Below are 22,282 nucleotides of genomic sequence, written 5' to 3'. Positions count from 1 at the left end.
AGCATTTTTAATTAAAAAACTACCCCTAAAATCATAGGAGTAGTTTATTTTTTATAATTGCATCAGGATTAAACGGTCGTAACCATTTAATTTTTTGTGTCCTTCTAGTTCTTTAAGTTCGATTAGGAATGCACAACCAGCAACAATACCGCCTAGTTCTTCTACTAGTTTAATTGTAGCTTCGATTGTTCCACCTGTAGCAAGCAAATCATCTGTAATAAGGACGCGTTGGCCCGGTTTGATGGCATCGCTATGCATCGATAATTTATTTGTACCATATTCTAAGTCGTATTCCATTTCGATTGTTTCACGAGGAAGTTTGCCAGGTTTACGAACTGGCGCAAAACCGATTCCTAACGCATAAGCAACTGGGCAACCAATAATGAAACCACGTGCTTCTGGTCCAACAATGATATCAATTTTTAATTCTTTTGCATATTCCACAATTTTATCTGTAGCAAAACGATATGCTTCTCCGTCATTCATAAGTGGCGTGATATCTTTAAAAACAATACCTTTTTTCGGCCAATCGTTCACAATCGCTACGTAATCTTGTAAATCTTTAATTTCCATTTTCTAGTTCCTCCGCATTCGGGTAAATTGATGTTTCCATCATTGATTTCATCCAACTATGAAGCTCAGTATAATTGGAGTACAACAGTTTTTTTCTTGTAGTTATTTCTTCTACCTTTTGTTGATAAACAAGTGACTCGTCCAGATTACGTTTTTCAACAACTTCATTGATAATAATCTGACCACCATCCATTTTAGCAAATTCTAAATCAAAAAACACCTTTGACATGAAATCTATTTGATCTTTATTCCAGCCAAACTTTTGCATTAGCCGTGGTGTGTACTTTTCGATTGGAAATGGTTGAAATTTTTTAATGAGACTATATAGCTCTGCAAACGCTACTCGGTCCGGTATTGCTGGAATTTGATTACCTTCAGCAGCATCAAAATGGACAAAAATCCGCTCTGGTTTTGTTTCACGAACAATCGTTTCAATTAATTCGATGTTAGTAGGCATATCCGCGAAAACAAGTTCTTCCGTCTCGAAATCAGCCGTAAAATCAGCTTTTCCATCGACTAAAATATACTTTTGTTCCCCGAGCGTCGTAATGGTTCTTTCTTCAAAGCAAACGAACACTCTTGATGTGGCTTGTTCTTGAAGAATTCTCGCCCATTCCGACTTACTCCGTACATCAAAAAGTTGCCAGTGCGCGATATGAATATCCATCATTCGCAGCTGTGGTTTTTTGACATTATTCCATTCATTGATAGACAATTCCCCAACGACATTCACTGCAGCTGAAGGAGAAATTTTTTCTACCAAATCTCCGACGCCAAATCCGATAGAATCTAGTGTAGCATCACTCTCATCTGTCGCAAGCATTGTTTTTAAATGGGTTTTATCCGCCCCAATTCTTTTCGTCCCTTTCAGATGCATATTCTCTAAAAGGAAAATCGGTTTCGGATTGTCCATGCCGAACGGCGCTAATTTTTCTAACTGTGCAATAAACGCAACAGAAACATCCGCTAAATCAATTTTTTCTTCTATTTTTAAAGCCGGTCGGAAATCTTCTTCTGAAAGAAAACTAGCTTCTTCTTGTAATTTAGCTTCTAATTCAGCTAAGTTTTCAGCTGGTAACGTCAAACCTGCTGCCATTGGATGCCCACCAAAAGCAGTCATTAAATCGCGATGTTTATCCAGCGCTTGATACAAATGAAACGCATCCACACTCCGACCAGATCCTTTGGCAATGCCAGTTACCGGATCAATTCCGAGTACAATCGCCGGGCGAGAGTATGTTCCAACTAATTTCGAAGCAACAATACCGAGGATACCGGTATTCCAACCTTCTCCGTAAACAACGAGGACATTTCCTAACGTTTCTTTCGCTTCGATTACTTCCATCGCGAGTTTCGTTGTGTCTACTACTACTTGTTTCCGTTCTTTATTTGCATCATCAATTTCTTCTGCTAAGAAAAGCGCCTCTTCTGGATCTTCTGTTAAAAGTAAATCAGCAGCCGGATCAGCTGGACCTAAACGACCAACAGCATTAAGTCGCGGCGCCAAACCAAAACCAATCGTTTCTTCTGTCGCCTCTTCCAGCTTTAAACTAGCTTTTTTGGCTAAAACAGAAAGGCCGATATTCGCGGATTCGCGCAATTGACGCAAACCGAGTTGAACGAGTAAGCGGTTTTCGTCTGTTAAAGAAACTAAATCAGCAACCGTGCCTACAGCAACCAAATCAAGCAATTCCTTTGGTTCTTCTCCAAGCAACGCATGAGATAATTTATACGCAACGCCAACACCAGCAAGCTCATCAAATGGATAAGCCGACTTCGGATGTTTTGGATGGATAACCGCGACAGCTTCTGGCATTACTTCACGCGGCTCATGGTGATCTGTAACGATTACATCTAAGCCAATTTCTTTCGCATGTGTCATTACTTCTAGCGCTGCAATCCCATTATCAACTGTAATAATTAAATCCGTACCTTGATTTTTTGCCATATCAAATGCAGCAATATTCGGTCCATATCCTTCTGTAAAACGATTAGGAATGTAAAACTCAGTATTTGCGCCTAAATGCCGCAGTGTTTTCATTAATACCGCAATACTAGTTACGCCATCTGCATCGTAATCACCGTAGACTAAAATTTGCTCATTTAATTCTATCGCTTGCTTAATTCTAGCAACCGCAAGATCCATCTCTGCAAATAAAAATGGGTCATAGCTTTCATATTTTTCTGGGTGGAAAAATTTATCGAATTGTCCTTGCGTTGTAATTTTTCTTTTCCAAAGTAGTTTGGCAAGTGGAAGCGAGATTTTTAGCTGTTCTGCTAATTGACTTGCTTTATCTTCTGCTGCTTCCTCGATATTCCATAAGTATTTTGAATGAATCACATTACCCCACCTCTCAACCTTCCTATTATATCGAAAATCACTAGAAAAACCAAGAGGAATCTTCAAAACAAAAAACGCTAACTTCAAAAGTCAGCGTCCTTATCTTTATTTAGTTGTATCTACTACTTTTTCAGTATCACGTTTTTCCACTTGAGAGGAATGAGTTTTCATCGCTTTAGCAGCCGCCAGTTGACGTTCTACTTCTGCTTTTTCGGATGTTAATTGCTTTACTTTTTTCTTCATACCACGAGATTTCGCGATATTTAAGAAAAAGATAATCAAGCAACCGCAAAGAACCGACCCGATAATAATTAAAATTAATGGCCATTCTGCTTGAGCAAATAAAAAGTTCACTTCTACTGGATCTACATTGATAACTGCAAATATTGCAATAATAAGTGCTAAAATAATTCCCGCAATTACTTGCCACTGTACTTTATTTTCTTTCATTTTTTCTCCTCCTTGCAACAATTATCTTACTATTTACCCGTTTCCAGCCTATTAAAAACGGCCGAATCTCTTTTTATGAAATTCGGCCATTGTTTTTAAACGACAGGTTGTCCGTTATTACGTGGTTTTTTCTTTTTAACCGTGCTAATCGGTCCTTTTTTACGTAGTTGTCTTGCTTTAAATACGTACCATAATTGCATCGCCATAAAGATAGACGAGAATACACTGGAAACAAGTCCAACAAGTAAAGCAATGGAGAAGTTCAGAATAGACTCACTACCGAATAGTACAAGTGCAAGTACGGTGAAAATAACCGTTAAAATTGTATTGATCGAACGAGTAAATGTTTGACGCAATGCTTTGTTAACTGCATCGGCAATCTCTTCTTTCGTTTTAAAACGCTGCATCTTCGTACTAATATCCCGTATTCGGTCGGCGGTGACTATCGTATCATTTATCGAATAACCGATAACCGTCAGAACCGCCGCAATGAAGGTCAAGTCAACCTCCAGCCTTGTAACACTAAAGAAGATAAAGATGATAAATGCGTCGAATAGTAAGGACAGAATCGCCGCAATCCCCATATAAAACTCAAATCGTACCGCAATATAAAGTACAATCAACACAGAAGCCACACCGAGTGCCCAGAAGCCATTTTTGGCAAGTTCTTTCCCGACAGTTGGTGAAACGGTACTAATGCTTGGTTCGTGCTTATATTTGTCTTCAAAGTAATCTTTAAATTTAGCTACGTCATTTTGAGATAAAGTTCCTTTGTAAGAAATAACGGCTGTTTTAGAACCGGATCCTTGGAAAACAATATCATCCGATGGCATATCAATCTCTTTTAAATCTTTCTTAATTTGTGTTTCTGTCAGCGTTTGGTTCGCAGTTACTTCTGCGCGCGTTCCACTGGCAAAGTCAATGCCAAGGTTCAATTTGAATATCGAAAGAATAACGATACCCACAATGACGATAGCAGTAAAAATGGATAAGAACAGACGATGATGTTTAACAAAATCATAACGATCAAAGTGTGTTTTTAAGTTAAAGCTATTGATACCTTCGTGTAAGTTATGAATATCTTTACGTCTAACCGCAAAGAATCCTGGTTTATTGTTAAGCCAATTACTTTTCACTAATAATCCAAGTAAGAATCTTGATCCCCAAACGGCTGTCAAGAAGCTGACTAAAATACTAATGATCAGTACTGTAGCAAAACCTTTAATAGAGCTTGTTCCGAAGTAGAAGAGAACCGCAGCCACGATAAGCGTCGTTAAGTTACCATCTAAAATTGCACGGAATGCTTCTTTTCCACCAACTTCAAAAGCAGCTTTAGTCGACCTACCGACCTTGATTTCTTCTTTTATCCGTTCGTATGTGATTACGTTCGCGTCAACAGCCATACCTATCCCCAGAATCAAACCGGCAATCCCTGGTAAAGTAAGCGTCGCGTGAAGCAGACTCAAAATTAATAATACTAAATAAGTGTAAGCAACTAATGTAATCGATGCAACAACACCTGGTAAACGGTAAACTGCCATCATGAAAATAAAGATAGCCATAACGCCAATAATACCCGCTAAAATAGTTTCTTGTAAGGCATCTTGACCAAACTGTGCACCAACAGATGTAGAATAAACTTCTGTCATTTTCACAGGAAGCGCACCGGAGTTCAGAAGTTCAGCTAAATCTTTGGCTTCTTCCGTTGTAAAGCTTCCGGAAATCTCTACTTTGTCAGTATCAAGCACACTACTTACGTTTGGCGCTGACAAGTAAGCTGGATCTTTCTTCTCACGTTCAGTTTTGTATTTTTGTCCTTCTTTCCAATCTAACCAAATAACTAATTGATTGTCAGGTGCTTCTGCTAAAATTGTTTTTGTAACGCTAGCAAATTTATCTGCACTTTTTAGTTTTAAGGTAACAATTGGATTATTGCTTGAATCGAAAGCTTGTTTTGCCCCGCCTGCAACTAAGTCACTACCATTCATCATCATTTTGTCATTAGCGTCTCTAAATGATAATTGCGCTGTAGTGGATAGCATTTTCCGTGCTTCTGCTTGGTCTGTTATCCCAGCAAGTTGAACACGAATACGGTTATCTCCTTCGATTTGGATACTTGGCTCTGCAACACCTAATGAATTGATACGTTTATCAAGTGATGTTACTGTATCTGTTAACGTTTGTTTTGATACAGTGCCTTTACCATCAGCTGGCGAAACTTCATAAAGAACTTCGAATCCTCCTTGAAGATCCAAGCCTAGGTTAATGTTTTGCATAACCATTTTTGCAGTGCCAAATACAGCACCAAAGATAATTGCAACTACTAGAAAGAAAATAACTATCTTACTCTTTTTTACCATTTCTGTTTCGTTCCTCCCTCATCTAAACCATAACAAATCCCAGTCTAACAACAAATACTTCTATTTTTATGTACCAAACTCAAGCATTTGCTAACAGGCTGTTAATCTTCCACATTCGGTTGAAGCACATTCATCGCTTGAGAAACATGGTTATTAGATTCTTGTTCAGCTGTTGTCATAATAAATTGCATTAATTGTCCAATATTCATTTGCATAACATCATTGATTCGTTCATGCAAAGCAGGGGTTGTTTTATTCTTCCACTTTTCTTCAGTTAAAAATGCCCAAATGTGGCTTGCCTTAATTTCCCGGTAACCTAAAATATGAAAATCTTCTACTTTTATCGCAATCGCAGGTGCTAAATCTTCATACCATTCCGAAAATGCATCCATCATTAAGTCATCCCCTTTCTTAAACAATAAGCATATTCCCATTTTATCTAAAAAAAGCTTAAATGGAAAGTATAAGCTCTAATTTTATGGTTAAAAAATGCCATTTCACCGTTTAGAGGGAAATGGCATTTTTATTTCAAGTATTATTTGTTGTCTTCTACTTCCGTGTCATCAGAAATTGTTTCTGTTACAACTGAATTAGAAGTACCTTTTTCAAGTACAGTTCTTACTGCATTACGGTCAAAAGTTAATTTGCTGTTTCCGCATTTCAAAATGACTGTGCCATCTTCAATTGCTTCAACAATACCGTGAAGTCCACCAATAGTAATAATTTTATCACCTTTTGCTAAACTACTTTGCATATTTTGTACTTCTTTTTGACGTTTTTGTTGAGGTCTGATTAATAAGAAGTAAAACAAAACGATCATCAAGATAATTGGTATAAATGTTACAATGCTACCCATATTTTCCAACTCCTTTCGATACTATATATATATTTAGAAATTTTTTGCATCAGGACGATTGAATCCATATTGCTCAAAAAATTCTTCCCTAAAATCAGCAAGACGATCTTCCATAATAGCGCCACGGACTTGCTTCATTAAGTTTAACAGAAAATGAAGATTATGATAAGTTGTAAGTCTAATTCCAAATGTTTCCTCACAACGAATCAAGTGTCGAATGTATGCACGTGAATAGTTTTTACATGTATAACAATCACAATTTTCATCAATTGGACGGAAATCATGGGTGAACTTAGCATTTTTGATAACTAAGCGACCACTTGATGTCATACAAGTACCATTTCGTGCGATACGTGTGGGAAGAACACAGTCAAACATGTCCACTCCTCGAATTACACCATCAATTAATGAGTCAGGCGAACCTACGCCCATTAAGTAACGTGGTTTATTAGCTGGTAACAGCGGTGTTGTATGTTCCAACACTCTGTTCATCACGTCTTTTGGTTCCCCTACAGATAGTCCACCAATGGAATAACCTGGGAAATCTAGTGAAACGAGATCTTTGGCACTTTGAGCGCGCAAATCTTCGTAAGCTCCACCTTGGACGATACCGAACAAGCCTTGGTCTTCTGGTCTTTCGTGTGCTTTTAAGCCACGTTCAGCCCAGCGTGATGTTCTTTCCACTGATTTTTTCATATATTCATGCGATGCTGGGTATGGAGGACATTCGTCAAAACTCATCATAATATCCGAACCAAGCGCATTTTGAATCTGAATCGCTTTTTCTGGTGATAAGAAAAGTTTGTCCCCGTTTAAATGGTTACGGAAATGAACGCCTTCTTCTTTGATATCACGCATTTTACTCAAACTAAACACCTGAAAACCACCTGAATCCGTTAAGATTGGTTGATCCCAGTTCATAAATTTATGTAGTCCGCCCGCTTCTCGGATAAGTTCTTCTCCGGGACGTAACCATAAATGATACGTATTACTTAAAATAATACCTGCACCCATCGCTTTTAATTCTTCGGGTGACATTGTTTTTACCGTTGCAAGTGTACCAACTGGCATAAACATTGGTGTATCAAATGTGCCGTGTGGTGTATGAATTTTACCAAGACGAGCACCAGTTTGTTTATCTGTTTTTATTAGTTCATAACGAATGGCAGACATGTCTTACCTCTTTCTAATTTACTCTATTCACTAGCATAACGAAAATTACCAATGAAAACAAGCTTTTCTGTTAATTTTTTCGCAATTTAATGAATAAACATTGCATCGCCAAAACTAAAGAAGCGATATTGTTCTTCCACAGCATGATTATAAGCTGCTAAAATCTTCGTACGATCCGATAAAGCAGATACAAGCATAATCAAGGTCGATTTAGGTAAATGGAAATTAGTGATTAAGGCATCTACTGCTTGGAAAGTATACCCGGGAGAAATAAAAATCTCCGTCCAACCAGATTCAGCAACTAATTTGCCATCGTGGCGGCTCGCAATCGTTTCTAATGTACGAATGGAGGTCGTTCCAACTGCAACTACTTTTCCGCCTTGTGCTTTGATTTGGTTAATTCGTGCAGCAGATTCCTCTGTTAAACGATAAAATTCCGAATGCATCTTGTGGTTTGTAGTATCTTCCACATCTACTGGGCGGAACGTTCCAAGTCCAACATGAAGGGTTACGAAAATAATTTCTACACCTTTAGCGCTAATTTTAGCCAGTAAATCTTCCGTAAAGTGCAGACCCGCAGTCGGTGCCGCAGCTGAACCATTTTCTTTCGCATAAACAGTTTGGTAGCGATCTTGGTCAGCAAGTTGTTCTTTAATGTATGGAGGTAGCGGCATTTCACCAAGTTGCTCCAAGACTTCATAAAAAATGCCTTCATAAGTAAATTCGAGAATTCGGCCACCGTGCTCTAATTCTTCCAAGCAAGTCGCTTTTAAAGCTCCATCGCCAAATGTAATTGTCGCGCCTTTGCGGATTCTTTTGGCAGGTTTCACTAAAGTTTCCCAAGCGTTACCTTCTTTTTGTTTTAAAAGCAATACTTCAATGTGTGCGCCTGTTTCATCTTTAATGCCATGAAGTCTAGCTGGGAGAACGCGCGTATCGTTTAAAACTAGAGCGTCTCCTTCATTTAAGTAGCTAATAATATCAGTGAAATGTTGATCTTTTATTTCGCCTGACTCTTTATCAAGCACCATTAGTCGGCTTGAAGTCCGGTCTAGTAATGGTGTTTGCGCAATTAATTCTTCTGGTAAATCAAAATCGAAATCTTCTACTTTCATGCTTTATACCTCTTTTTCATAACTTATTCCTAAATGGTTATACGCCGTTTCTGTTGCGATTCTTCCGCGTGGCGTTCTTTGTAGAAAACCGATTTGTAGTAAATATGGCTCTTGCATGTCTTCAATGGTTTCTCTTTCTTCACCGATACTGGCAGCAATCGTATCTAGCCCGACTGGCCCACCTCTAAATGATTGGATAATTGTGTGCAGTAACTTTTGGTCAATGGTGTCTAAGCCTCTTGGATCTACTTGTAATAAGGTCAATGCTTCTTTAGCAAGCTTCTCCGTTACAGTTCCATTTCCACGTACTTGCGCAAAATCACGTACTCGTTTTAACAAACGATTGGCGATCCGCGGGGTTCCTCTTGAACGTCTAGCAATTTCACGTGCACCAAGCTCATCAATTTTTGTGTCTAATATACTCGAAGTTCGCAGTACAATTTCCGTCAACTGCTCTTCCGTATAAAATTCCAGGTGATCAATTACCCCAAAACGATCTCTAAGCGGCGCCGATAAAAGCCCCGCACGCGTTGTTGCTCCAATTAGTGTAAATGGTGGCAAATCTAGACGAACCGAGCGCGCAGTCGGACCTGTACCAATCACAATATCCAAACAATAATCTTCCATTGCAGGATATAAAATTTCTTCAATTGCTCTAGATAATCGATGAATTTCATCAATAAATAAAACGTCCCCTGGCTCAAGACTTGTCAAAATGGTCGCTAAATCACCTGGTCGTTCAATAGCCGGTCCACTCGTCGTTTTAATTTGGCTCCCCATCTCAGCAGCAATAACCATCGCAAGTGTTGTTTTACCAAGTCCTGGTGGTCCGTATAAAAGCACATGATCCAGCGCTTCATTTCGGAGTGTGGCAGCTTCAATAAAGACGGTTAAATTATTCTTTACTTTGTCCTGCCCAATATATTGTGAAAGGTTCTGTGGCCGCAAACTAGTTTCAAAAGATACTTCTTCTGCGTCTACCGTTTCACTTGAAATAATTCGTTCATCCATGCCACAAGCTCCTCTCTATTTTGTCATTAATTGTAGTGCTAGCTTGATATATGCATCGCTCGTTAAGTCAGTTTCTTTAGCCAATTTTGGTATTACTTTTTTCAATTCGCGTGTGCTATAGCCAAGAGCTTCCAGTGCTAAAACAGCTTCTTCTAATTGCGGTGAAAGTCCAGCAACAATGTCGTTTCCTGGCGCTGTAAAAACAATTTCACTCGCGACAACATCCGCAAGTTTCCCTTTTAAGTCGAGAATGATTTGACGAGCAGTCTTTTTACCGACACTCGGGAATTTTGTTAAATAAACATCATCTTCTGATTCAATAGCTGTAATAAGCGGAACGACATCGCCTGAAGCAATAATAGCTAAAGCGCTTTTTGGACCAATGCCTGAAACACTTAATAATTTTTTGAATAAATAACGTTCTTCTGTTGTTTGAAAACCGAACAAAGAAATATTATCTTCCCGCACATGCTGATACAAAAAGACTTGCGCATCTGTACCTTCTAGTCGTTGAAAGGAAAACGGGTTTCCTGTAATTATTTGATAGCCGATTTGGCCTGCTTCTACAACAATATATTCTGGTGTAATAGTCGTTACGGTTCCTTTTATGTAATCGTACAATTTATTCGTCCTCTCTTCATTTCACGTCATACATTATATGATAGCATAAAATGGAACGTCTGTACTAGTTTTTGTTCATAAAAGGAATCCTTATTTAGTTTACATAATAATATTATTGACGTCTTAAATCGATTGGATACTTTCTTTGATTACGGAAACTGAATTAGCAAATGCTCGTTGCTCTTGTTCATCTAATTTTAAAGAGATAATTTCCTTCACACCATTTTGACTTAACACTGCTGGTACACCGATTGCTAAGCCAGTTTCGCCGTATTCCCCGTCTAGCACGCAAGACACGGTTAAAGCACGTTGGCTACCGCTGAAAATATGACGACAAATTTCAACAATTGTACCGCCGATTCCGTACTCGGTGCAGCCTTTTTGGTGGTAGATTTCAAAACCAGTATCACGAGCCGTTTCGCCAATTTGTTTTAAATCAAGCTCTTCGCCTAGTTTTTCCATGCTATATTCATTCACAGGTTTACCATAAATGGACGAATGCGACCATACAGGGAACTGGGAATCACCGTGCTCACCAAGAATAAAGGCATCGATACTTTGTGCAGCAATATCTAGTTTTTCAGCAAGTAAACGACGTAATCTTGTAGTATCTAACCAAACACCCGTTCCAAGCACGCGCTCTCTAGGCAGTCCAGACAGCTTCCACACTTGGTACGTAATGATATCACATGGATTGGTTGCGATAAGGAAAATACCATTGAATCCACCTTTCATCATTTCTGGAACAATGCTCGCAACGATTCTTGAAGTACTTCTTAATTCATCCAAGCGTGTTTGTCCTTCTTTTAAAGGGCCTGCAGTTACAGTAATTACGGCAATGTCTACATCCGCACAGTCACTTGCATCACGCACCGTAATATCCATTTTTCCGGGCATAAATGCTGCTGCGTCAGCCAAGTCTTTCCGATTTCCTTCTACACGTTCTTTATTTAAGTCTACAAGAATTAACTCTTCGACAAATTTTTGATTAACAAATGCATGTGCGGCTGCTGTCCCTACATTCCCAGCTCCAATTATCATTACTTTACGTGGTTTCATTTTTTCTTCCTCCTAGTGATTCATATAAAACACCCCCATTCAAATTGTTCGAAAAAGGGGTGTGTTGACTTAATTTATCTCTGCGTTCGTATAAACTTCTTGCACGTCATCATCGTCTTCTAGCGCTTCTAACATTTTATCAAATTGTGTTTGGTTGTTTTCGGCAATTTCATTATAAACCGTTGGAAACATTGATAATTCAGCTGTGGCAAAAGTGTAACCAGCTTGTTGCAAAGCTTCTTTCACTTCTGGAAAAGCAGCTGGATCAGTGAAAATTTCAAATACATCTTCACTTACCTCTACATCGTCCGCGCCTGCTTCAATTGCCTCAAGCATAAATTCCTCTTCATCCACATCTAAACCTTCGCGTAAAATAACCAGATAACCTTTACGATCGAACATATAACTCACACTTCCGGTTTCACCAAGGCTTCCACCGTTTTTGTTAAAAGCTACACGCACATTGGTACTCGTACGATTTTTATTATCTGTAAGCGCATGGACAAGAACAGCAATTCCACCCGGTGCGTATCCTTCATAAGTTACCTCATCATAATTTTCCGCGCTCGTATTACCAGAAGCTTTATCAATAGCGCGCTTAATGTTGTCATTTGGCATATTGACTGCCTTTGCTTTATCCATAACTAATCGGAGCGATGGGTTTAAACTCGGATCAGGACCTTTTTTTGCTGCAACAAAAATTTCTCTCGCTAACTTTTGAAATACTTTTGAGCGCTTGGAATCTTGTGCATTTTTACGTCCTTGAATATTATTCCATTTTGAATGTCCTGCCATTTGGTTCACTCCTTTTAATTTTAGTAAAGCTTTTCTCCTACAAATTTTAACGTAAAAAAGTAGGATTCGCAATAAAAAAGTTACCGCAAAAAATTGCGATAACTCTTTATTTAGGTCGTTTGTAAGCGGTGAACGTGATAAGTTCCAAGTTTATTTGCCGTCCCACCTAAGAGGGTAATTTCGTCGAGTGCATTGGTCACAAGGAGCTCTTTCCCTTCTGAAAGTACATCAATCAAGAAAAAGTACTCACCTAACGAGGTTTTCAGCGGTCTCGATTCGATTTTACTTAAATCAATATCACGCCAAGCAAATGTGGACAATACTTTATGTAACGCTCCTGGCATATTGTTTGGCAAAATGACAGAAATAGACGTTTTTTCTTCTTCTTTTGGCAATAAAATCGAAACTGGCTTTCGACTTAACACAAAAAACCTTGTTTGGTTTAGTTCCAAATCTTGCGCATTTTCTTTCACGATTTCAAGTCCATATTCGCTCGCTGCCATGCGCGGCGCAATAGCTGCCACAAGTTCAGTTGGATTGTTACTCACCCATTTTGCTGCGTAGGCCGTAGAAGGCGTGACTTCCCGCTCTACACCGTACAGTTCTGCTTGAAGAAATGTATGGCACTGGGCGAGCGCCTGCGGATGAGACATTACTTTTTGGACCGATTTCCACGTCGAAACGTGTGCCGGATGAACCATTAAATGTTGCGCAATTGGTAGAACTATCTCTGCCACTACAGGAACACTTGAAAAATGAAATAAGTAGTCCAGCGTGATATTAACGCTTCCTTCGATCGTATTTTCGATGGGAACAACAGCCACATCTACGTCTTCCTTTTCAATTGCCATAATACAATCTGGAATCGTGCTTTTAGCAACCATCTCTTCATTTGGAAAAGCCTTCGCTGCTGCTGCATGTGTAAAAGATGCTGCTGGGCCTAAATAAGCAATTTTCATTTTCAACTCTCCTTTTTATGGTAGCTAGGAAAAAAGCGTGCGCCAAATGATTGGCGCAGCACTTTATTTAATCCATAAATTCAAATTCATAATCAAGCAAACGAACGATATCGCCATCTGTGGCACCACGTTTTCTAAGCGCCTCATCGACACCCATTGCACGAAGTTGACGCGCAAAACGGCTAATAGAAGCATCACGTTCGAAGTTAGTCATTGTGAATAAGCGTTCGATTTTCGCACCGCTTAATACAAATGTACCATCTGGTTCTCTAGAGATTTCGAAGTCAGGTTCTTCAGCAACATATTTGTAAAGAACTGTATCTTCGTCTTCTTGTTCCAAAATTTCATTAAGTGGAAATTCTGGTGTTGTTTCTAATTTATCTGCAATAGCAAGAAGTAATTCGCGAAGTCCTGTTTTCGTTACAGCTGAAATTGGGAACACCGGAATATCTTCTGCAATTTTCGTTTTAAATTCTTTTAAATTTTCTTCCGCATCTGGCATGTCCATTTTGTTCGCTACAATGATTTGTGGACGTTCCATTAAGCGCAAGTTGTATTGCTCTAGTTCATTATTAATAGCCACGTAATCATCAAAAGGTACGCGTCCTTCTGAACCAGACATATCAATCACATGCACGATTACACGCGTTCTTTCGATATGGCGTAAGAATTGATGTCCTAAACCAACACCTTGGCTCGCACCTTCAATCAGACCTGGCAAATCCGCCATAACAAAACTACGGCCATCACCTGCATCAACCATCCCTAAATTAGGAACAATCGTTGTAAAGTGATAAGCTGCGATTTTTGGTCTCGCTGCAGATACAACAGATAGTAGCGTCGATTTACCAACACTTGGGAAACCAACTAAACCAACATCTGCTAACACTTTAAGTTCTAATTGCACATTACGCTCTTGTCCTGGTTCTCCGTTTTCAGAAAGTTCCGGAGCCGGATTTGCTGGTGTCGCAAAACGTTTATTCCCACGTCCGCCACGTCCAGCTTTTGCAATAACTGCGCGTTGACCATGTGCCACTAAGTCAGCAATAATCTCGCCAGTATCAATATCTTTTACAATTGTTCCTTGTGGTACTTTGACTACTAAATCACTTGCACCGCGTCCATGCATACTTTTACTCATGCCGTGTTCACCGTGTTCTGCTTTAAAGATTCGTTTAAAGCGGAAATCTACTAGTGTACGCAGACCTTCATCTACTACAAATACAACGTCTGCTCCTTTACCGCCGTCACCGCCAGCAGGACCACCGTTTGGTACAAATTTTTCGCGACGGAATGCTACCATACCGTCCCCACCATTACCAGCTTTTACATATATCTTAACCTGATCTACAAACATAATTTTTATATTCTCCCGTTCCTTAAAAGTCTTATCTTTCATTATAACGAACAAACTATACATCTGTCACTATATTTATTTTTATTTCCAGATATTTATTTCTTTTACATAGCAAAAATGCGCCAAATGCTTTTACACATTTGACGCATCTTTTAGAATTTATTTAAAAGCTTGTGCCGCTTTAACAGCTTTATGCCAGCCTTCATATAAGTCTTCTCTTTGCTCTTCTTTCATTTCTACTTCAAAACGTTTGTCCAGTTTCCAATGTTTTTTAATTTCATTTTTATCTTTCCAAACGCCTACTGCAAGACCTGCTAAGAACGCTGCTCCAAGAACAGTTGTTTCTTTGTTTTCCGGACGTTCTACTGGAACACCTAGAATATCGGATTGGAATTGCATTAAGAAGTTATTGGCAGAAGCTCCACCATCTACTCGTAACGTTTTTAAGCTAATTCCGGAATCTTGTTCCATTGCATACAGCACGTCTCTTGTTTGATATGCAAGAGATTCCAACGTTGCACGGATAAATTGTTCTTTTTCCGTACCACGAGTTAAGCCAAACACAGCACCGCGAACATCTGAATCCCAGTAAGGTGCGCCTAAACCAACGAATGCTGGGACAACATACACGCCATCACTTGACTCAATACGACTCGCATAGTTTTCAGAATCACTTGATTGGCGAACCATACGTAAGCCATCACGTAACCACTGAATAGCAGAACCAGCAACGAAAATACTACCTTCAAGTGCGTATTCCACTTTGCCATCAATTCCCCAAGCAAGAGTTGTCAATAGGCCATTTTCAGAACGTACTGCTTTTTCTCCAGTATTCATTAGCAAGAAACAACCAGTTCCGTACGTATTTTTCGCCATCCCTTTTTCAAAACAACCTTGACCGAATAATGCTGCTTGTTGGTCACCAGCAATACCTGCAACAGGAACTTCTTCACCAAAGAAGTGATAAGGAACTGTGTCCGCATATACTTCAGAGGATGGACGAACTTCCGGTAACATCGCTCTCGGGATATTAAGCATTTTCAGAAGCTCGTCATCCCATTCTAAATCATAAATATTGTAAAGAAGCGTACGAGAAGCATTGGAATAATCCGTAATGTGCGCACGACCTCCAGTTAATTTCCAAACTAACCAAGTATCAATTGTCCCAAAAAGAAGTTCTCCTTTTTCCGCGCGTTCTTGCGCACCATCTACATGATCCAGAATCCAGCGAGCTTTTGTTCCCGCAAAATATGGATCAATCAAAAGTCCAGTTTTCGAACGAATTGTGTCTTCATAACCATCTTTACGCAGTTGTTTACAAATATCTTCCGTTTGACGGGATTGCCAAACAATCGCATTATAAATCGGATTGCCGCTTTCTTTGTCCCAAACAACAGTTGTTTCACGTTGGTTAGTAATACCGATACCAGCAATTTCTTTAGAAGAAATATTTGTTTTAAGTAACACACCCGCAATTACAGCTAAAATGGACGCCCAGATTTCATTGGCATTATGCTCAACCCAGCCTGGCTTAGGAAAAATTTGGTCAAATTCTTCTTGTGCAACGCCAATTACTTCGCCTTCTTCATCAATAATCATCGCTCTTGAACTTGTTGTGCCTTGATCCAGTGCTAAAATATATTTCTTTTCCATGTAAAATTCCTCCTCAAGTTTTAAGTACTACGAAAGCCCGAAGACTCTCGTTTGGAGCTAGTTTACGTCCTAGCCTATGCTAAATCTTTTTTCTTGTCGAGTTGCATGGTTAAAATAAGAATTAAAACAAATAATACCGCGAACACCCAGAACCACATTCCTAGTTCGCCTTTAATAATGGCATTATACCCTAAAGCACCTAATGCACCGCCCATGATTGGTCCGATAACAGGAACCCATGAGTAACCCCAATCAGATCCACCTTTACCAGAAATCGGCCAAACAAAATGCGCAATTCTTGGGCCAAGGTCACGAGCTGGGTTGATTGCATAACCAGTAGTTCCACCAAGAGACATCCCGATAGCTACGATTAACGCACCAACAACAAGTGGATTTAATCCGTCTGAAAAGGAATTAGCACCTAATGATAGTAATCCAAACACTAACATAAATGTACCTAATGCTTCACCAAAAAAGTTCGATGTAAAATGGCGAATAGCTGGCGCCGTTGCAAAAACACCTAGTTTTGTTGGTTTGTCTTCTGTTTTCTTCCAATGTGGGTAGTAATGTAACCAAATCAGTGTTGCCCCAATAAATGCTCCGATAAACTGAGCAATAATATAAGGCAATACGTAATCCCAAGGGAAAGCACCTGCAAGCGCCATAGCGATTGTTACAGCTGGGTTAAGATGGGCCATACTCATATAACCTGAAACATATACACCCATTGTAACGCCTAGCCCCCAAGCTAAAGTAATAACGACCCAGCCGCCATTCTCCGCTTTTGATTTCTTCAGCGAAACACCTGCTACGACACCAGCACCTAAAATAATCAGGATTGCAGTACCAACAACTTCACCTAGAAACTGTGTTGCTAAACTTGTGTCAATCATCTTTTCCAACTCCTTCTTTTTGCTTATTTGTAGCACCGGAATTTTTCACCTTACTAGTCCCCTTGCATTCCGATTATCAATTAACTTCAAAAAAAGAATGACAATCAAAACGTAGGCATACTAGTACCCTGGCATCGTTTCGATTGTCATCTCTTCTCCTGACATGTTAATTAACTTGAGTCTATTTAATCACATCAAGAAAACGCTGTCAATCAAACGACTTGTCCTATTTTTCACAAAGTCTTTTCATCTGCCTCTTTACTTTTACCCCAATCCCAGGGAGTTATAACCCAATTTACAAGAAATTAATTCACAAAGGTAAAAATAGAAAAAAACCGCCACAAGTGACGGTTTTTAAATTTGCATTTAAGCTTCTTGTACTTCAGGATAAACGCTAACTTTTTTCTTGTCGCGTCCCATACGTTCGAAACGTACAACGCCGTCAGTTTTAGCGAATAAAGTATCATCGCCTCCACGTCCTACGTTAGTTCCTGGATAGATTTTAGTACCACGTTGACGGTAAAGGATAGATCCACCAGTAACAAATTGTCCGTCCGCACGTTTTGCACCTAAACGTTTTGATTCAGAGTCACGTCCGTTAGAAGTCGAACCGCCACCCTTTTTGTGCGCAAAATGTTGAATATCAAATTTTAACATGAAATTCCACCTCCTATTTGGAGTTAATTTTTATATGATCAGGATAGCTGTACGCTAATGACCTTAGTTGATTTTCCATCCCTGTGAGCAAGATTTGTACCACGTCATCCTTGACATAATCAGCAGGCACAGAATAGTAAAGGTAACCCTCCGACTCTTCTATTACAGGCGCAAAATCACGAACTTCCGAAATAGCATTCACCATTCCAAAAGCAATTGACGAAGCTCCTGCACATACCAAATCACTGCCATGTTCGGCAAAATCGGCGTGTCCACTCATCGTAAAAGAAATTATTTGGTTGTTTTCTCGCTTAACATCGACTTGAATCATTTTTTTCGTCCTTTCAAATTAAGCATTGATTGCATCAATAGTTAATTTTGTGTAAGGTTGACGATGACCTTGTTTTTTGTGGTAGTTCTTTTTCGGTTTATATTTATAAACTGTCAATTTCTTCGCACGGCCTTGTTTTTCAACTTTAGCTGTTACAGTTGCACCTTCCACGAATGGAACGCCAACTTTAGCGGAATCTCCACCTACGAATAGAACTTTGTCAAAAGTAACAACATCACCAACTTCACCTGCTAATTTCTCAACATAGATCTCTTGGCCTGCTTCTACTTTGATTTGTTTCCCACCTGTTTCAATAATTGCGTACATACTTGCACCTCCTCATATACTAAGACTCGCCATCACAGGGGATTTACACGAGGTAAACACTTGACCCAGCTCTGTGCGGTTGTAGCTTGGTGCGCTACAAACATAACAGTAAAATGATAGCATAAGCAAGCCGCCTATGTCAACCAATTGTTAATTTTAGTTTTCTACTCGTGCAATTTGATAAAACGGAACTCTTTCATCCGCCACTTCCCAATCAATTGGCGCATTATTAAATATATTCAAATCTAAAAACGTATCTAAAACATCTTCTGTTGTAATAATTTGAATGCTATTCGGCTCATTCTGCATAATCCCTGCAAGTTCCCGTTCTAACTCAAAAGCAAGTGTTTCTTTGGAAGCCACATGCCCTGTCGCGTAACAAACTGGGCAAGGCGCCGTCGTCACTTCTAAAAATGATTGCTGCTTCTTGCGTCTCGTCAACTGTAATAGCCCTGACTGCGAAAGTGCTGCAACTTGGGTCGTAATGTATTCTTCACGCGTTTGACTCTCTATGGCTTCATATAGCTCTGTGTATCCCGCTTCTGACATTCCCCCGATAAAGTCTACCAATATCATCCCACTCATATTGCGTAACCTAATTTGTCGGAGAATTTCAGGAACAGCTTTCAGATTCACCGATTCCACGGTTTTCTCTTTTGCCGTAGTGCCTTTAAATCGACCCGAGTTCACATCAACGACCCACATTGCCTCTGTCTTCTCAATAAACAACGAAGAACCATTTGTTAAATGAACAACCGGGCGTGCAAGTCGATCCATTTGCGCCTTGATTCCCAAATCTGCAAACAAATCCGCACTTTTCTTTAAAGTGATTAGCTGATCTGGCCATGCACCTTCTAGCGTTTTGGCAAACTCAAAATCATCAGTAATAATTTCTGTTGGTTTGTGTCGTTGGATGAATTGTTTTGCACTCGTAAAAATGCCTGAAGCAGCGGATAATAATAATCCTGGTTTCTTCCGTTTAGCTGCTTCTTTTAATAATGCTTGATGTTTTTCGCGAGCTTGAGTTAGGGCTTGCTGTAATTGTTCTTCTGTTGCATTTTCTGCATTGGAGCGAATAATTAGTGCTTCATTTTCTGTTATTAACGCAGTCATTGTCTTTTTCAACGTATCCTTGTCTGCTATTCGTTTCGAAACAGAAATATATTCTTTGCCGTACAAATAAATGAGTAGATCCCCCGGAAACTCAAGTACGCCAGATAGTAACGGCAGTTTTGTCGCGCTACCTTCTCGAACAATTTGAACTGGGATTTTGGCGCCTTGCGTCTTGTCATAACTGTCGGGAATGTCTTTCAAATGGATAAATCCTTTGTTATTATTACCTAAGTCAACGAAAGCAGCTTCCATTTTACGGTCAATTTTTTGAATAAAACCATAAAAAACATCGCCAACTTGCACTTTTTCAGAAGGTCGCACAATTTCGATATCTATTAATAAATCGTTTTCAACTACTGCGGCTCGCTTTTCTATAGGAGCGGCACTTATTGCTAACTTTTTCATCCAATCACCTTTTATAAAGGCCCTTCATCTAAAAGATAAAGGGCCTAATTTTTTATTTTCCACTAAAAAGTACTTTTAAGCGAGAAAGAAATCCTGCTTTTTTGGACTCGATCGACATTAATGGAATAGACTCCCCAAGAATGCGTCGAGCGATATTACGATAACCTTGTGAAGCGCGGTTATTCGGCAACATTGCAACTGGATCCCCACTGTTAGACGAACGAATAACTTCATCATCGTCAATGATAATACCCAGTAATTCAATTGATAAATGCGTTGTAATCTCATCGATATCCATTACATCACCATTCACCATCATTTGCGTACGAATACGATTAATAATTAATTTTGGTGGCTCAATATCTTCTTTTTCAAGCAAACCAATAATTCTATCTGCATCACGCACCGCGGAAATTTCCGGAGTAGTAACCACAATAGCTTTATCCGCTCCAGCAACAGCATTTTTATATCCTGTTTCAATTCCTGCAGGACAATCAATTAAAATAAAATCATAATCCGGACGTAGTTGATTAATCAACTCTACCATTTGTTCGCCTGAAACAGCATTTTTATCTGTTGTTTGCGCCGCTGGAAGTAAGAAAAGTAAATCATCAAAGCGTTTATCTTTAATCATCGCTTGATGAATTTTACAGCGACCTTCCACTACATCTACCAAATCATAAATAATTCGATTTTCCAGACCTAAAACAACATCTAAATTGCGAAGGCCGATATCCATATCAATCAAGCACACTTTTTTACCCTGAAGAGCAAGTGCTGTCCCTAAGTTAGCAGTTGAAGTAGTTTTTCCTACTCCACCTTTCCCAGAAGTAATGACTATAGCTTCTCCCATGTTTAACGCCCTCCTTGAAAATTAGAAATTTCAGGTCTAATTTTTCTTATCTTATGTATTCCATCTATTACTATCTCGCCTGCATCATCTACAAACGCAGAAAATAAATCTGTTTCAGTAACTTCTTTATAATCCTCACTATCAAAGCCGTATACTTTCCCAGCTATCCTAACTTGTGAAGGATAAAGAAACTTCCCAGCAACAACTGCATTTTCGTCCCCTTCAAAACCAGCATGAATAATTCCTTTAATATTACCAAGAACAAACACATTGCCATTTGAACGGATTTGTCCACCAGGATTCACATCGCCAATTAGCAAGAAATCTCCCGGAACTTGAACAACTTGTCCTGAACGAATAATTGTTGCCATCGAAAAAATTTGATCATTTTCTTTCCATTTTTTGGCTTCATCTTTAGACATAACATTACTATAAAACGCGCCAATTTTCATTTGACTATTTTTATGAATAATAGTTGATATTTCACGCTCTTCTTCCTCTGAAAACAGACGGTTACCGATTTGAACTTGCACCTCTAATTTTTCACCAGAGTATGGGTTTTGTTTCTGATCTGCTAGCAATTGAGTTAATTCTTGTTGCAACTCAGATATACTCGCTTTATCACTAAGAAAAATACTAATGCCGTCTTTTGTGCCTTTAATTTGAACATTCTTCTTCATATACCATTTCACCCCGCAACATTTATACTCTAGTCCTTAGTATACACTAACTCAAATTAAATGATAATAAAAAAATACTTTTTTTGAAAAAAACAGCTTGAAATCGCAAACTGTGGATGTTCTCCACAGTCATACTTTTTCAAGTAATAGCGAATTCAAACTGATAAAATTTACGATAGTTATTCTGATTTAACCAAGCGATCAAGAAATAATCGGAATGGGAAAAAAACAACTAAAAAGAACGCCAAATTAAACAAGATGGTTGTCCATAAACGTTGATCAATAAAAACCGGAATGGTCATCGTTGTCGAACCGATCAAATAGTAAAATGCATATACTAAACTTTCTGTAAGAATAATATTAAATACGGCGATTAAACCAACAAGAAGAACATTATTTTGCAACACTTTCATAAATTTATCTGTGATATACACCGTAAATGGAAAGATTGCAAAATAGATTCCCATAATGCCCGTATAATAAATATCAAACACCAAACCTAGGATAAACGCATATACTAATGTCGTGTTTCGTTTATAAAAACAAGTCATAATCGTCAACATGATAAGTAAAAAATGCGGAATAAAAAGATGTTTATCATTGAAAAGACCATTCGCAAACTGAAGACTAAAAACCCCTTCTAAAATAAAGGTTCCAACCATGATTGCAGGAAGCGCAATGTTTTTCTTTACATTCATGA

23 protein-coding genes and 1 other annotated feature are annotated in these 22,282 nt (G+C 38.9%); all 23 genes read right to left on the bottom strand.

Annotated elements, in window-relative coordinates:
* Positions 1-51: 51 nt before the first annotated feature.
* Complete coding sequence (locus tag HCJ55_RS06255) at positions 52-573, bottom strand: adenine phosphoribosyltransferase (protein WP_003727399.1); 522 nt, start codon at positions 571-573, stop codon at positions 52-54.
* Positions 563-2,914: a single-stranded-DNA-specific exonuclease RecJ gene (recJ, locus tag HCJ55_RS06250; RefSeq protein WP_185517492.1), complete on the bottom strand. Its 2,352-nt coding sequence runs from the start codon at positions 2,912-2,914 to the stop codon at positions 563-565. Before recJ ends, HCJ55_RS06255 begins: the two co-directional genes overlap by 11 nt.
* A gap of 105 nt (positions 2,915-3,019) precedes the next feature.
* On the bottom strand, positions 3,020-3,364 hold the full coding sequence (locus tag HCJ55_RS06245; RefSeq protein ID WP_185502281.1) for a LapA family protein: 345 nt from the start codon (positions 3,362-3,364) through the stop codon (positions 3,020-3,022).
* A gap of 95 nt (positions 3,365-3,459) precedes the next feature.
* Complete coding sequence (gene secDF, locus HCJ55_RS06240; RefSeq protein WP_008947898.1) at positions 3,460-5,724, bottom strand: protein translocase subunit SecDF; 2,265 nt, start codon at positions 5,722-5,724, stop codon at positions 3,460-3,462.
* A gap of 101 nt (positions 5,725-5,825) precedes the next feature.
* Complete coding sequence (locus tag HCJ55_RS06235) at positions 5,826-6,116, bottom strand: post-transcriptional regulator (protein WP_185391599.1); 291 nt, start codon at positions 6,114-6,116, stop codon at positions 5,826-5,828.
* A gap of 143 nt (positions 6,117-6,259) precedes the next feature.
* Complete coding sequence (gene yajC, locus HCJ55_RS06230; protein WP_008947900.1) at positions 6,260-6,580, bottom strand: preprotein translocase subunit YajC; 321 nt, start codon at positions 6,578-6,580, stop codon at positions 6,260-6,262.
* Between the two features lie 33 nt (positions 6,581-6,613).
* The gene (gene tgt, locus HCJ55_RS06225) at positions 6,614-7,753 is read right to left on the bottom strand and encodes a tRNA guanosine(34) transglycosylase Tgt (RefSeq protein ID WP_003762399.1); all 1,140 of its coding nucleotides are present in this window, start codon (positions 7,751-7,753) and stop codon (positions 6,614-6,616) included.
* 86 nt (positions 7,754-7,839) lie between these two features.
* Positions 7,840-8,868, bottom strand: coding sequence for a tRNA preQ1(34) S-adenosylmethionine ribosyltransferase-isomerase QueA (gene queA / locus HCJ55_RS06220; RefSeq protein WP_008947901.1), 1,029 nt, complete (start codon positions 8,866-8,868; stop codon positions 7,840-7,842).
* Between the two features lie 3 nt (positions 8,869-8,871).
* A complete protein-coding gene (gene ruvB / locus HCJ55_RS06215; RefSeq protein ID WP_185391443.1) occupies positions 8,872-9,879 on the bottom strand; it encodes a Holliday junction branch migration DNA helicase RuvB in 1,008 nt (335 codons plus the stop codon).
* Between the two features lie 15 nt (positions 9,880-9,894).
* The gene (gene ruvA / locus HCJ55_RS06210; RefSeq protein ID WP_008947903.1) at positions 9,895-10,500 is read right to left on the bottom strand and encodes a Holliday junction branch migration protein RuvA; all 606 of its coding nucleotides are present in this window, start codon (positions 10,498-10,500) and stop codon (positions 9,895-9,897) included.
* A 123-nt stretch (positions 10,501-10,623) separates the two neighbouring features.
* Entirely contained in the window at positions 10,624-11,559 is a 936-nt protein-coding gene (locus HCJ55_RS06205) for an L-lactate dehydrogenase (protein WP_008947904.1), read from the bottom strand.
* Between the two features lie 69 nt (positions 11,560-11,628).
* Positions 11,629-12,354, bottom strand: a complete 726-nt coding sequence (locus tag HCJ55_RS06200) for a YebC/PmpR family DNA-binding transcriptional regulator (protein ID WP_185503525.1) — start codon at positions 12,352-12,354, stop codon at positions 11,629-11,631.
* 110 nt (positions 12,355-12,464) lie between these two features.
* Complete coding sequence (pheA, locus tag HCJ55_RS06195; RefSeq protein ID WP_185503524.1) at positions 12,465-13,313, bottom strand: prephenate dehydratase; 849 nt, start codon at positions 13,311-13,313, stop codon at positions 12,465-12,467.
* Between the two features lie 67 nt (positions 13,314-13,380).
* The gene (gene obgE, locus HCJ55_RS06190) at positions 13,381-14,670 is read right to left on the bottom strand and encodes a GTPase ObgE (RefSeq protein WP_185391448.1); all 1,290 of its coding nucleotides are present in this window, start codon (positions 14,668-14,670) and stop codon (positions 13,381-13,383) included.
* Between the two features lie 159 nt (positions 14,671-14,829).
* Positions 14,830-16,323 (bottom strand): glycerol kinase GlpK, encoded by a 1,494-nt coding sequence (gene glpK, locus HCJ55_RS06185; protein ID WP_008947908.1) that lies wholly within the window; start codon positions 16,321-16,323, stop codon positions 14,830-14,832.
* A gap of 74 nt (positions 16,324-16,397) precedes the next feature.
* The gene (locus tag HCJ55_RS06180; RefSeq protein ID WP_008947909.1) at positions 16,398-17,216 is read right to left on the bottom strand and encodes an MIP/aquaporin family protein; all 819 of its coding nucleotides are present in this window, start codon (positions 17,214-17,216) and stop codon (positions 16,398-16,400) included.
* A gap of 366 nt (positions 17,217-17,582) precedes the next feature.
* The gene (rpmA, locus tag HCJ55_RS06175) at positions 17,583-17,873 is read right to left on the bottom strand and encodes a 50S ribosomal protein L27 (protein ID WP_003726866.1); all 291 of its coding nucleotides are present in this window, start codon (positions 17,871-17,873) and stop codon (positions 17,583-17,585) included.
* Between the two features lie 13 nt (positions 17,874-17,886).
* Positions 17,887-18,204, bottom strand: coding sequence for a ribosomal-processing cysteine protease Prp (locus HCJ55_RS06170; RefSeq protein ID WP_185517490.1), 318 nt, complete (start codon positions 18,202-18,204; stop codon positions 17,887-17,889).
* Positions 18,205-18,222: 18 nt separating this feature from the next.
* Positions 18,223-18,531, bottom strand: a complete 309-nt coding sequence (rplU, locus tag HCJ55_RS06165; RefSeq protein WP_003726868.1) for a 50S ribosomal protein L21 — start codon at positions 18,529-18,531, stop codon at positions 18,223-18,225.
* A gap of 12 nt (positions 18,532-18,543) precedes the next feature.
* Positions 18,544-18,622, bottom strand: a sequence feature (ribosomal protein L21 leader region).
* Between the two features lie 65 nt (positions 18,623-18,687).
* Positions 18,688-20,049 (bottom strand): ribonuclease E/G, encoded by a 1,362-nt coding sequence (locus HCJ55_RS06160; RefSeq protein ID WP_185517488.1) that lies wholly within the window; start codon positions 20,047-20,049, stop codon positions 18,688-18,690.
* Between the two features lie 52 nt (positions 20,050-20,101).
* Positions 20,102-20,902: a septum site-determining protein MinD gene (minD, locus tag HCJ55_RS06155; protein WP_185391451.1), complete on the bottom strand. Its 801-nt coding sequence runs from the start codon at positions 20,900-20,902 to the stop codon at positions 20,102-20,104.
* A 2-nt stretch (positions 20,903-20,904) separates the two neighbouring features.
* Complete coding sequence (gene minC / locus HCJ55_RS06150; protein ID WP_185391452.1) at positions 20,905-21,582, bottom strand: septum site-determining protein MinC; 678 nt, start codon at positions 21,580-21,582, stop codon at positions 20,905-20,907.
* Between the two features lie 179 nt (positions 21,583-21,761).
* Positions 21,762-22,280 carry a rod shape-determining protein MreD gene (mreD, locus tag HCJ55_RS06145; protein WP_008947913.1) on the bottom strand — a complete coding sequence of 173 codons (519 nt, stop codon included), beginning with the start codon at positions 22,278-22,280 and terminating at the stop codon, positions 21,762-21,764.
* Positions 22,281-22,282 lie beyond the last annotated feature (2 nt).

The organism is Listeria marthii, assembly GCF_014227425.1.
GTDB classification, from domain to species: Bacteria; Bacillota; Bacilli; order Lactobacillales; family Listeriaceae; genus Listeria; species Listeria marthii.
This window is presented reverse-complemented; position numbering and strand designations above follow the sequence as displayed.

What these genes read in the sequence shown, in the direction of transcription:
- tgt (WP_003762399.1), bottom strand. Translation starts at nt 7,753, where the DNA reads ATGTCTGCCATTCGTTATGAACTAATAAAAACAGATAAACAAACTGGT.
- HCJ55_RS06200 (WP_185503525.1), bottom strand. Translation starts at nt 12,354, where the DNA reads ATGGCAGGACATTCAAAATGGAATAATATTCAAGGACGTAAAAATGCA.
- rpmA (WP_003726866.1), bottom strand. Translation starts at nt 17,873, where the DNA reads ATGTTAAAATTTGATATTCAACATTTTGCGCACAAAAAGGGTGGCGGT.
- minD (WP_185391451.1), bottom strand. Translation starts at nt 20,902, where the DNA reads ATGGGAGAAGCTATAGTCATTACTTCTGGGAAAGGTGGAGTAGGAAAA.
- HCJ55_RS06170 (WP_185517490.1), bottom strand. Translation starts at nt 18,204, where the DNA reads ATGATTCAAGTCGATGTTAAGCGAGAAAACAACCAAATAATTTCTTTT.
- HCJ55_RS06205 (WP_008947904.1), bottom strand. Translation starts at nt 11,559, where the DNA reads ATGAAACCACGTAAAGTAATGATAATTGGAGCTGGGAATGTAGGGACA.
- glpK (WP_008947908.1), bottom strand. Translation starts at nt 16,323, where the DNA reads ATGGAAAAGAAATATATTTTAGCACTGGATCAAGGCACAACAAGTTCA.
- queA (WP_008947901.1), bottom strand. Translation starts at nt 8,868, where the DNA reads ATGAAAGTAGAAGATTTCGATTTTGATTTACCAGAAGAATTAATTGCG.
- pheA (WP_185503524.1), bottom strand. Translation starts at nt 13,313, where the DNA reads ATGAAAATTGCTTATTTAGGCCCAGCAGCATCTTTTACACATGCAGCA.
- HCJ55_RS06180 (WP_008947909.1), bottom strand. Translation starts at nt 17,216, where the DNA reads ATGATTGACACAAGTTTAGCAACACAGTTTCTAGGTGAAGTTGTTGGT.
- obgE (WP_185391448.1), bottom strand. Translation starts at nt 14,670, where the DNA reads ATGTTTGTAGATCAGGTTAAGATATATGTAAAAGCTGGTAATGGTGGG.
- HCJ55_RS06255 (WP_003727399.1), bottom strand. Translation starts at nt 573, where the DNA reads ATGGAAATTAAAGATTTACAAGATTACGTAGCGATTGTGAACGATTGG.
- minC (WP_185391452.1), bottom strand. Translation starts at nt 21,582, where the DNA reads ATGAAGAAGAATGTTCAAATTAAAGGCACAAAAGACGGCATTAGTATT.
- HCJ55_RS06235 (WP_185391599.1), bottom strand. Translation starts at nt 6,116, where the DNA reads ATGGATGCATTTTCGGAATGGTATGAAGATTTAGCACCTGCGATTGCG.
- rplU (WP_003726868.1), bottom strand. Translation starts at nt 18,531, where the DNA reads ATGTACGCAATTATTGAAACAGGTGGGAAACAAATCAAAGTAGAAGCA.
- yajC (WP_008947900.1), bottom strand. Translation starts at nt 6,580, where the DNA reads ATGGGTAGCATTGTAACATTTATACCAATTATCTTGATGATCGTTTTG.
- ruvB (WP_185391443.1), bottom strand. Translation starts at nt 9,879, where the DNA reads ATGGATGAACGAATTATTTCAAGTGAAACGGTAGACGCAGAAGAAGTA.
- mreD (WP_008947913.1), bottom strand. Translation starts at nt 22,280, where the DNA reads ATGAATGTAAAGAAAAACATTGCGCTTCCTGCAATCATGGTTGGAACC.
- HCJ55_RS06160 (WP_185517488.1), bottom strand. Translation starts at nt 20,049, where the DNA reads ATGAAAAAGTTAGCAATAAGTGCCGCTCCTATAGAAAAGCGAGCCGCA.
- secDF (WP_008947898.1), bottom strand. Translation starts at nt 5,724, where the DNA reads ATGGTAAAAAAGAGTAAGATAGTTATTTTCTTTCTAGTAGTTGCAATT.
- HCJ55_RS06245 (WP_185502281.1), bottom strand. Translation starts at nt 3,364, where the DNA reads ATGAAAGAAAATAAAGTACAGTGGCAAGTAATTGCGGGAATTATTTTA.